Raw genomic sequence first — 7,157 nt, forward strand, 5'->3', positions numbered from 1 at the left:
TGCCGCCGCCGCCGCGCTACTGACGGCGGCCCGGGCGGCGGCGGCGTGCGGCATGGCGCGCAAGTGCGCCATGTGCGCATCGATCGCCGGTACACACACGCTGCATGAATTGCGTACACTCTGAGTCTCGTTTCGGCAGGGCCGGGCACATCGGTTCCGGTCCGCGTTTACTCAGGATTCAGCGATGATCGATTTACGCAGCGATACCGTGACACGTCCGAGCCAGGCAATGCTGGCCGCGATGACTGCCGCCGAAACCGGCGACGACGTATGGGGTGACGACCCGACCGTGCTGCGCCTGCAGGCGGTGATGGCCGAGCGGGCCGGCAAGGAAGCCGGCCTGTTCTTCCCGAGCGGCACGCAGAGCAACCTGGCCGCGCTGATGGCGCATTGCGAGCGCGGCGACGAGTACATCGTCGGCCAGCTCGCGCACACCTACAAGTACGAAGGCGGCGGCGCGGCCGTGCTGGGCAGTATCCAGCCGCAGCCGATCGAGAACGCGCCGGACGGCACGCTGCCGCTCGCGAAGATCGCCGCGGCAATCAAGCCGATCGACAATCACTTCGCCCGCACGCGCCTGCTCGCGCTCGAAAACACGATCGGCGGCCAGGTCTTGCCGGAAGGCTATGTGCAGGAAGCCACCGCATTCGCGCGCAGCCGCGGGTTGTCCCTGCATCTCGACGGCGCACGCGTGTGCAACGCGGCCGTCGCGTCGGGCCGTTCGATCGCCGAGCTGTGCGCGCCGTTCGACACCGTGTCGATCTGTTTCTCGAAAGGGCTCGGCGCACCGGTCGGCTCGGTGCTGGTCGGCACCGCTGCGCTGATCGAGCGCGCGCAGCGCTGGCGCAAGGTGCTCGGCGGCGGGATGCGGCAGTCGGGCATTCTCGCGGCCGCGTGCCTGTATGCGCTCGACCACAATGTCGAGCGGCTCGCGGACGATCACGCGAATGCCGCGCATCTTGCCGAAGGCCTCGCGCGCATCGACACCGTGAAGGTGCTGTCGCACGCGACGAACATGGTGTTCGCGCAATTCCCCGAAGCCGATTGCGCGCCGCTCGAGGCGTGGCTCAAGGAGCGCGGGATCCTCACGCAGATGCTGTACGCGTCGCGCTTCGTCACGCACTGCGACGTGTCGCGCGCGGATATCGATACGTTCATCGACGCGGTCGGTGCGTATTTCGCGCAGCGTCGCGCGTAAGGTGGAATGCGCCGGCCGGCGGGGACGCCGGCCCGATGTGGCGCGAATCAGGAGATGGAGAGGCGACGGGGGCGATGGGGCAACCCGTCTGTCGATATCGGGCGAGCCGGCGGATTACGCTTGCCGGGGTGCATCGGCGGGCGGTGTGCCGTCGCGGAACAGCGCTTGCAGTTGCGTGCGCAGTTCCGCGCTGTCGGTGTGCTGGTGTACGAGGACCGCGTGTTGCACGGCGGCCTCCAGCAATTCGTTGTCGGAGTCGGCAGAAATCGCGACCGAGCAATTCATCGCGCTGGGAAACTCGCGGCAATCGATGTAGCGGCGAGACATGATGTTCTCCTTGCGGGAAAGGGCGCTGCCGGATGTGTGTGATGGGCCGCGCGGCGCGTGCGCGAGGCCGATGGAAAAAGTATAGGCGGCGCGGCGGGGATTATCGTCATCAGGCTTGCCGCACACCGCACACCGCACACCGCACACCGCACACCGCACACCGCACGCGCGGTCGGCGGTGCCGCGCCCACATGCGCGTCACGGCAGCGGCGCGAGCAGCCGGCGCGCGGCTTCGACGACCCGCTCGGACAATGACGCCATCGTCGGCGACTGCACGGTCCACGCGTGCCAGTACAGCGTGACGTCGGTCGGATGCGCGGGCGCGAGATCGACGAGCCCCTGCGTGTCGAGCGGCGCGCTGCCGATCAGCGGTTCCGGCACCATCGCATAGCCGAGCCCGTGCCGCACCGCCGCGAAGTGCGAATGGGTGCCCGGCACGTAGTGGCACGGATACGCGCCTTCGGGCAACCCGAATTTCTCCTTCAGGAACGACGACTGCAGCGTATCGCGCCGCGAATACGCGACGACGGGCGCCTTGCGCGCACTCGTGCGGTTCAGTCCGCGCGGAAACCAGCGCACCGCGAACGCGGCGGCCGCGAGCAGCCGGTAGCGCATCGTGCCGAGCGGCGTCGCGAGGCAGCCGCGCATCGGCTTCGGCTCGGTCGTCACGCAGCCGACCGCCATCCCGCTTTCGAGCAATGCGAACGTGTGGTCCTGATCTTCGACGATCAGCTCGAACAGGATGCGTTCGCCGGCGAGCACGGACGTCAGTGCCGGCAGAAACCACGTGCCGAGGCTGTCGGAATTGAGCGCGATCGTGACGGAGATCGGCGATTCGCGCTCGGTCGCGAGCGTGCTCTGCAGGTCGGCCTGCAGCAGCGCGACGCGGCGCAGGTGCTGCAGCACGCGCTGCCCGGCCACCGTCGGGCGGCACGGCCGTGTGCGCAGCACGAGCGGCGTGCCGAGGCTTGCCTCCAGCGCACGGACCCGCTGCGTGACGGCCGACGCGGTCACGTGCAGCCGTACGGCCGCCTGCTCGAAGCTGCCCGTGTCGGCGACGGCCAGCAGCGCGGCGGCCTGCTTCGGATCGATCGTCATCGACATGTCGGTGGAATTCCTGTGAACGTAAGACGAGAACAGCCGGTAGTGTAAGTCAGTGCGTCCCGGCGGCCTGGTGCGGCGCAGCGTCCTGCCGCATCGCATTCGTCGTCGGAATCGGCCACGGCACGACGGTATGTCGCACGCCGCATGCCGGTGTGGCGCGCATTTTGACCTACGCTATATGAACGCGCGGAACCCGGCATGTGCCATGCCGGCACTTCGCGCGCGGACGATCGCGCGTCGCGCGCAAGCCGCGGCGCGGGCGTCGTGACGATTCCCACTTGATGGAGACGAACATGTCGATTCGACTAGGCGAGGACGCGCCCGATTTCACCGCGGAGACCACCGAGGGAACGATCCGCTTTCATGAATGGATCGGCGACCACTGGGCGATCCTGTTTTCCCATCCGAAGGATTTCACGCCGGTGTGCACGACCGAACTCGGCTACTTGGCCGGGCTCAAGCCGGAATTCGACAAGCGCAACACGAAGATCATCGGGCTGTCGATCGATCCGGTCAGCGATCACCAAAAGTGGGTGGCGGATATCGCCGAAACGCAGGGTCACGCGGTCAACTATCCGCTGATCGGCGACGACGAGCTGAAGGTCGCGAAGCTGTACGACATGATTCATCCGAATGCGGGCGGCGGCCCGCGCACGGCGGTCGACAACGCGACCGTGCGCTCGGTGTTCGTCATCGGGCCGGACAAGAAGGTCAAGGCGATGCTCGTCTATCCGATGAGCGCGGGACGCAATTTCGACGAGGTGCTGCGCTTGCTCGACGCGCTGCAGCTCAATGCGGCGCATACGGTCGCGACGCCGGTCAACTGGACGCCCGGCGACGATGTCATCATTCCGACGTCGGTGTCGGACGAGGCGGCGAAGCAGAAGTATCCGCAGGGCTTCCGGACGTTGAAGCCGTATCTGCGCTACGTGAAGCAGCCGAGCTGACGCGACGGGCCGGCCGGAGGCCGGCAAGGCAGGACCACGACGGGCGGCCCGCGCGACAGCGACAGTCGCGGCGCGGGCCGGACGACGGCAGCAAGCACACGTCAAACAAGCATCCACCCGCGACGGAGCGATTTCGCGATGATCTTCCGGCAACTCTTCGACCCGCAATCGTCGACGTACACGTACCTGCTCGCCGACCGCGCGTCGCGCGAAGCGGTGCTGATCGATCCCGTGTTCGAGCAGGTGCGCCGCGACGCGGCGCTGCTCGACGAACTCGGGCTGCGGCTCGTCGCGACCGTCGACACGCACGTGCATGCCGACCACGTGACGGGTGCGTGGCTGCTGAAGCAGCGCACGGGCAGCACGATCGCGATCTCGGCCGCGAGCGGCGCGCAGGGTGCCGACCGCTACCTGAACGACGGCGACCGCTGCGCCTTCGGCGCGCGCTATCTGACCGTGCGCGCGACGCCCGGCCACACGAGCGGCTGCATCAGCCTCGTGCTCGACGACGAATCGATGGCGTTCACCGGCGATTGCCTGCTGATCCGTGGTACGGGCCGCACCGACTTCCAGCAGGGCGACCCGCGCGCGCTGTATCGCGCGGTGCACGGCCGGCTCTTCACGCTGCCGGCCGCGTGCCTGCTGTATCCGGCGCACGACTATCGCGGGCTCACGGTGACGAGCGTCGGCGAGGAGCGGCGCTTCAATCCGCGTCTCGGCGGCGATCTGAGCGAAGACGATTTTGCGGGCTACATGCGCAACCTCGGGCTCGCGCATCCGCGCCAGATCGACGTCGCGGTGCCGGCGAACCTGCAGTGCGGCGTCGCCGCAAACGCGCCCGATGTGCAGGCCGCACCCGACTGGGCGCCGCTCGTCTATACGTTCGCCGGGTTCTGGGAAATCGATCCGCAATGGCTCGAGGATCATCTGCCGGCGGTGCAGGTCGTCGACGTGCGCGAGCCGGACGAATTCACGGGCCCGCTCGGCCACCTGCCCGGCGCAACGCCGATTCCGCTCGGCGAACTGGCCGCACGCGCCGGCGAGATCGCGCGCGACCGGCCGGTCGTGACCGTATGCCGGGCCGGCGGGCGCTCCGCGCAGGCGACCGTCATTCTGCTGAAGGCCGGCTTCGACACGGTGGCGAATCTTGGCGGCGGGATGCTGCGCTGGCGAGCCGAGGGCCGCGTCGTGATGGACGGCCGGTCGTAACGACCCGAGTCGCACGACAAAAAAATTCCGGATCGCTGTCGAAACGGCCGGGTGCCGTTCGTCGTCAAGGTATCCGATCACGTGGCGCCGCATCACGCGGCGTCGAAACCCCCGAGAGACCGCACGATGATGCCGACGCTATACGCCCATCCCTTTTCGTCCTACTGCCAGAAAGTGCTGACCGCGCTGTACGAGAACGGCACGCCGTTCGAGTATCGCGTGCTCGCGCACGACGATCCGAAGCCGATGCAGGAACTGACCGCGCTGTGGCCCCTGAAGCGCTTTCCGGTGCTCGTCGATGCGGGCCGCACGGTGGTCGAGGCGTCGATCATCATCGAGTATCTCGGCCTGAACCATCCGGGCCCCGTGCGCTTGCTGCCCGACGATCCGCATGCGGCGCTCGAGGTGCGGTCGATGGATCGTTTCTTCGACAACTACGTGTCGACGCCGCAGCAGAAGATCGTGCACAACGCGTTGCGGCCGGAAGCCGAGCGCGATGCGCGCGGTGTCGCCGATGCACGCGCGATGCTGGAGACGTCGTACGCGTGGCTGGACAAGAAGATGGCCGATCGCGAATGGGCGGCCGGCGACCGCTTCAGCCTCGCCGACTGCGGCGCGGCGCCGTTCCTGTTCTACGCGGACTGGACGCACCGGATCGATCCGTCGTTCGCGAACGTGATGGCGTACCGCCGGCGTCTGCTGGCGCGGCCGTCGTTCGCGCGCGCAGTCGACGAGGCGCGGCCGTTTCGCTCGTTCTTTCCGCTGGGTGCGCCTGATCGCGACTGACCGGCGCGGCCGACGCGCGGCGCGCGGATGCCGCGCATGGCCGGCAGCGCGTGCCGGGGCGACGGCGGAACGTAAGCAGCGGCAGCATCGTGGCGTCTCCCCGTCACATCGTGTGGGTGGCCGACTGCGCGAGCGTCAGCAGTTCGTCGAACTGCGTGATCAGCTCGAAGCACAGCAGGAACGCGAGCGTATAGGCCGGCGCGGGAAAGCGCCGGATCATCGCCAGCACCTGCGGCGCGAAGCGCGAGCGGATCGTGTCGCGCGTCAGCAGCCACGCGATCGCGACGCCGATCGCGGCGCCCGCGATCAGGTCGGTCGGGTAGTGAAAGCCGAGATACGCGCGCGGCACGCAGATGAACACGACCGCATACACCAGTGCCAACACGCCGATGCGGCGCGCGATGATGAAGATGCCGGTGGCGATCGCCATCCACAGCATCGCGTGATCGCTCGGAAACGAACTCCATGCCTGCAGCGTGGCCGCGCGCAGTCCCGCTGACGGGAAGTGCAGGTGCAGGTCGGGGTTGTAGATCGGCCGCACGCGGAACGGCAGCACCTGGGCGAGCAGCCGGCCGAACGCGAGCGCGATGAGCCCGCTTGCGATCGTTGCGACGACCAGCTCGCGCTGGCGCTCGCGGTTCGGGCCCGGCTGGAACCACAGCCAGCACAGCACGGGAATGAGCACGAAGCCCTTGAAGGTGTACAGGCCCGCAATCACGCGGATCGCGTGATTCATCAGCGGACCGAACGTGATGTGGGTGAGGAAGATCTGGATCGTGGTGTCGAAATTGTTCATGTCGTGCGACCCCGGCGGATCGCAGTGCATGACGTGCGGCCGGCAGGATCTGGAAGCGCGCTCGCTCCGGAACGCAACGGGGGGCAAGTATGTCACCCGTTATTTCGAAGAAAATGCGAAAAAATACCGGGAATCCCCTGATAAAACGGGGCTGTGCGGTGGGGCCGGATGGGCGGGCGCCGCGTGGCGGGGCGCATTGAATCGTCCGACGTTTTCGCATCGATGCGCACGGTCGCCGGAAAAATAATCGGTTGAACTGGACATTCGTTCGAGCCGGTGCGGACCTTGCACGGGATGGGCGCTTTTCATGCCGGATGCGCACGAATCTGCCGGGCCGCGCAGCGTCGTGCGTGCGCCGATCGAAAATAAAAGAAAAGGCGGGCAAGCCCTTGTGGGCCTGCCCGCCAGGTGTGTGCGACGCGGAAATTCAGTGGCGCCAGATCCGCACGGTGAGTGCAGCCAGCGATGTGACGACGGCCAGCGCGGTCACCGCATTCCAGCCCAGTTGCGCGAGCAACAAACTGCCGATCGCGGCGCCGGCCGCCATCCCGATGAACATGCCGACGAACAGCACCGCGTTGAGGCGGCTGCGCGACGCCGGGTCGATCCGGTAGACGATCGCCTGGTGCGCGATCAGCGTGGCCTGCACGCCGAGATCGAAGCCGATCGTCGCGACCGCGAGCAGCACGAGCTGGGCATGCGGCGACATCAGCGGCGCCGCGGCCATCGACGCGAACGACACCGTCGCGATGCCGATGCCGATGCGTGTGACGCGCTCGGGGCCGTGATG

Annotated in this window: 8 protein-coding genes; 4 read left to right on the forward strand and 4 right to left on the reverse strand. The window is 67.7% G+C overall.

Translation table 11 applies throughout. The features are described 5' to 3' along the window. The first annotated feature begins 184 nt into the window (after window positions 1-184). The gene (gene ltaE, locus G3N99_RS31255; RefSeq protein WP_206124309.1) at window positions 185-1,198 is read left to right on the forward strand and encodes a low-specificity L-threonine aldolase; all 1,014 of its coding nucleotides are present in this window, start codon (window positions 185-187) and stop codon (window positions 1,196-1,198) included. 114 nt (window positions 1,199-1,312) lie between these two features. On the opposite strand, the gene G3N99_RS31260 is transcribed toward ltaE, so the two are convergent. Together G3N99_RS31260 and G3N99_RS31265 are read right to left on the reverse strand one after the other, a co-directional pair. Further along, on the reverse strand, window positions 1,313-1,525 hold the full coding sequence (locus G3N99_RS31260; protein WP_011353793.1) for a DUF1059 domain-containing protein: 213 nt from the start codon (window positions 1,523-1,525) through the stop codon (window positions 1,313-1,315). Window positions 1,526-1,723: 198 nt separating this feature from the next. Beyond that, entirely contained in the window at window positions 1,724-2,629 is a 906-nt protein-coding gene (locus tag G3N99_RS31265; protein ID WP_046548680.1) for an HTH-type transcriptional regulator ArgP, read from the reverse strand. A 293-nt stretch (window positions 2,630-2,922) separates the two neighbouring features. On the opposite strand from G3N99_RS31265, the gene G3N99_RS31270 reads away from it, so the two are divergent. The 3 genes from G3N99_RS31270 to G3N99_RS31280 all read left to right on the forward strand — a co-directional run bounded on the left by G3N99_RS31270 (window position 2,923) and on the right by G3N99_RS31280 (window position 5,571). Then, the gene (locus G3N99_RS31270; protein ID WP_174941974.1) at window positions 2,923-3,576 is read left to right on the forward strand and encodes a peroxiredoxin; all 654 of its coding nucleotides are present in this window, start codon (window positions 2,923-2,925) and stop codon (window positions 3,574-3,576) included. Window positions 3,577-3,714: 138 nt separating this feature from the next. Next, complete coding sequence (locus G3N99_RS31275) at window positions 3,715-4,785, forward strand: MBL fold metallo-hydrolase (RefSeq protein WP_011353796.1); 1,071 nt, start codon at window positions 3,715-3,717, stop codon at window positions 4,783-4,785. Window positions 4,786-4,911: 126 nt separating this feature from the next. Continuing rightward, window positions 4,912-5,571, forward strand: coding sequence for a glutathione S-transferase family protein (locus tag G3N99_RS31280; protein ID WP_206124310.1), 660 nt, complete (start codon window positions 4,912-4,914; stop codon window positions 5,569-5,571). Between the two features lie 103 nt (window positions 5,572-5,674). On the opposite strand, the gene G3N99_RS31285 is transcribed toward G3N99_RS31280, so the two are convergent. Beyond that, window positions 5,675-6,367 carry a phosphatase PAP2 family protein gene (locus G3N99_RS31285; protein ID WP_174946874.1) on the reverse strand — a complete coding sequence of 231 codons (693 nt, stop codon included), beginning with the start codon at window positions 6,365-6,367 and terminating at the stop codon, window positions 5,675-5,677. 427 nt (window positions 6,368-6,794) lie between these two features. Further along, a partial coding sequence (locus G3N99_RS31290) for an MFS transporter (RefSeq protein ID WP_346778510.1) occupies window positions 6,795-7,157 on the reverse strand: 363 nt, incomplete at its 5' end.

The organism is Burkholderia sp. Ac-20392, assembly GCF_017104585.1.
In the GTDB taxonomy this organism is placed as follows: domain Bacteria; phylum Pseudomonadota; class Gammaproteobacteria; order Burkholderiales; family Burkholderiaceae; genus Burkholderia; species Burkholderia lata.

Excerpts from the sequence above, each read along its gene's own strand:
- ltaE (WP_206124309.1), top strand. The coding sequence starts at position 185 with ATGATCGATTTACGCAGCGATACCGTGACACGTCCGAGCCAGGCAATG.
- G3N99_RS31260 (WP_011353793.1), bottom strand. The coding sequence starts at position 1,525 with ATGTCTCGCCGCTACATCGATTGCCGCGAGTTTCCCAGCGCGATGAAT.
- G3N99_RS31265 (WP_046548680.1), bottom strand. The coding sequence starts at position 2,629 with ATGTCGATGACGATCGATCCGAAGCAGGCCGCCGCGCTGCTGGCCGTC.
- G3N99_RS31270 (WP_174941974.1), top strand. The coding sequence starts at position 2,923 with ATGTCGATTCGACTAGGCGAGGACGCGCCCGATTTCACCGCGGAGACC.
- G3N99_RS31275 (WP_011353796.1), top strand. The coding sequence starts at position 3,715 with ATGATCTTCCGGCAACTCTTCGACCCGCAATCGTCGACGTACACGTAC.
- G3N99_RS31280 (WP_206124310.1), top strand. The coding sequence starts at position 4,912 with ATGATGCCGACGCTATACGCCCATCCCTTTTCGTCCTACTGCCAGAAA.
- G3N99_RS31285 (WP_174946874.1), bottom strand. The coding sequence starts at position 6,367 with ATGAACAATTTCGACACCACGATCCAGATCTTCCTCACCCACATCACG.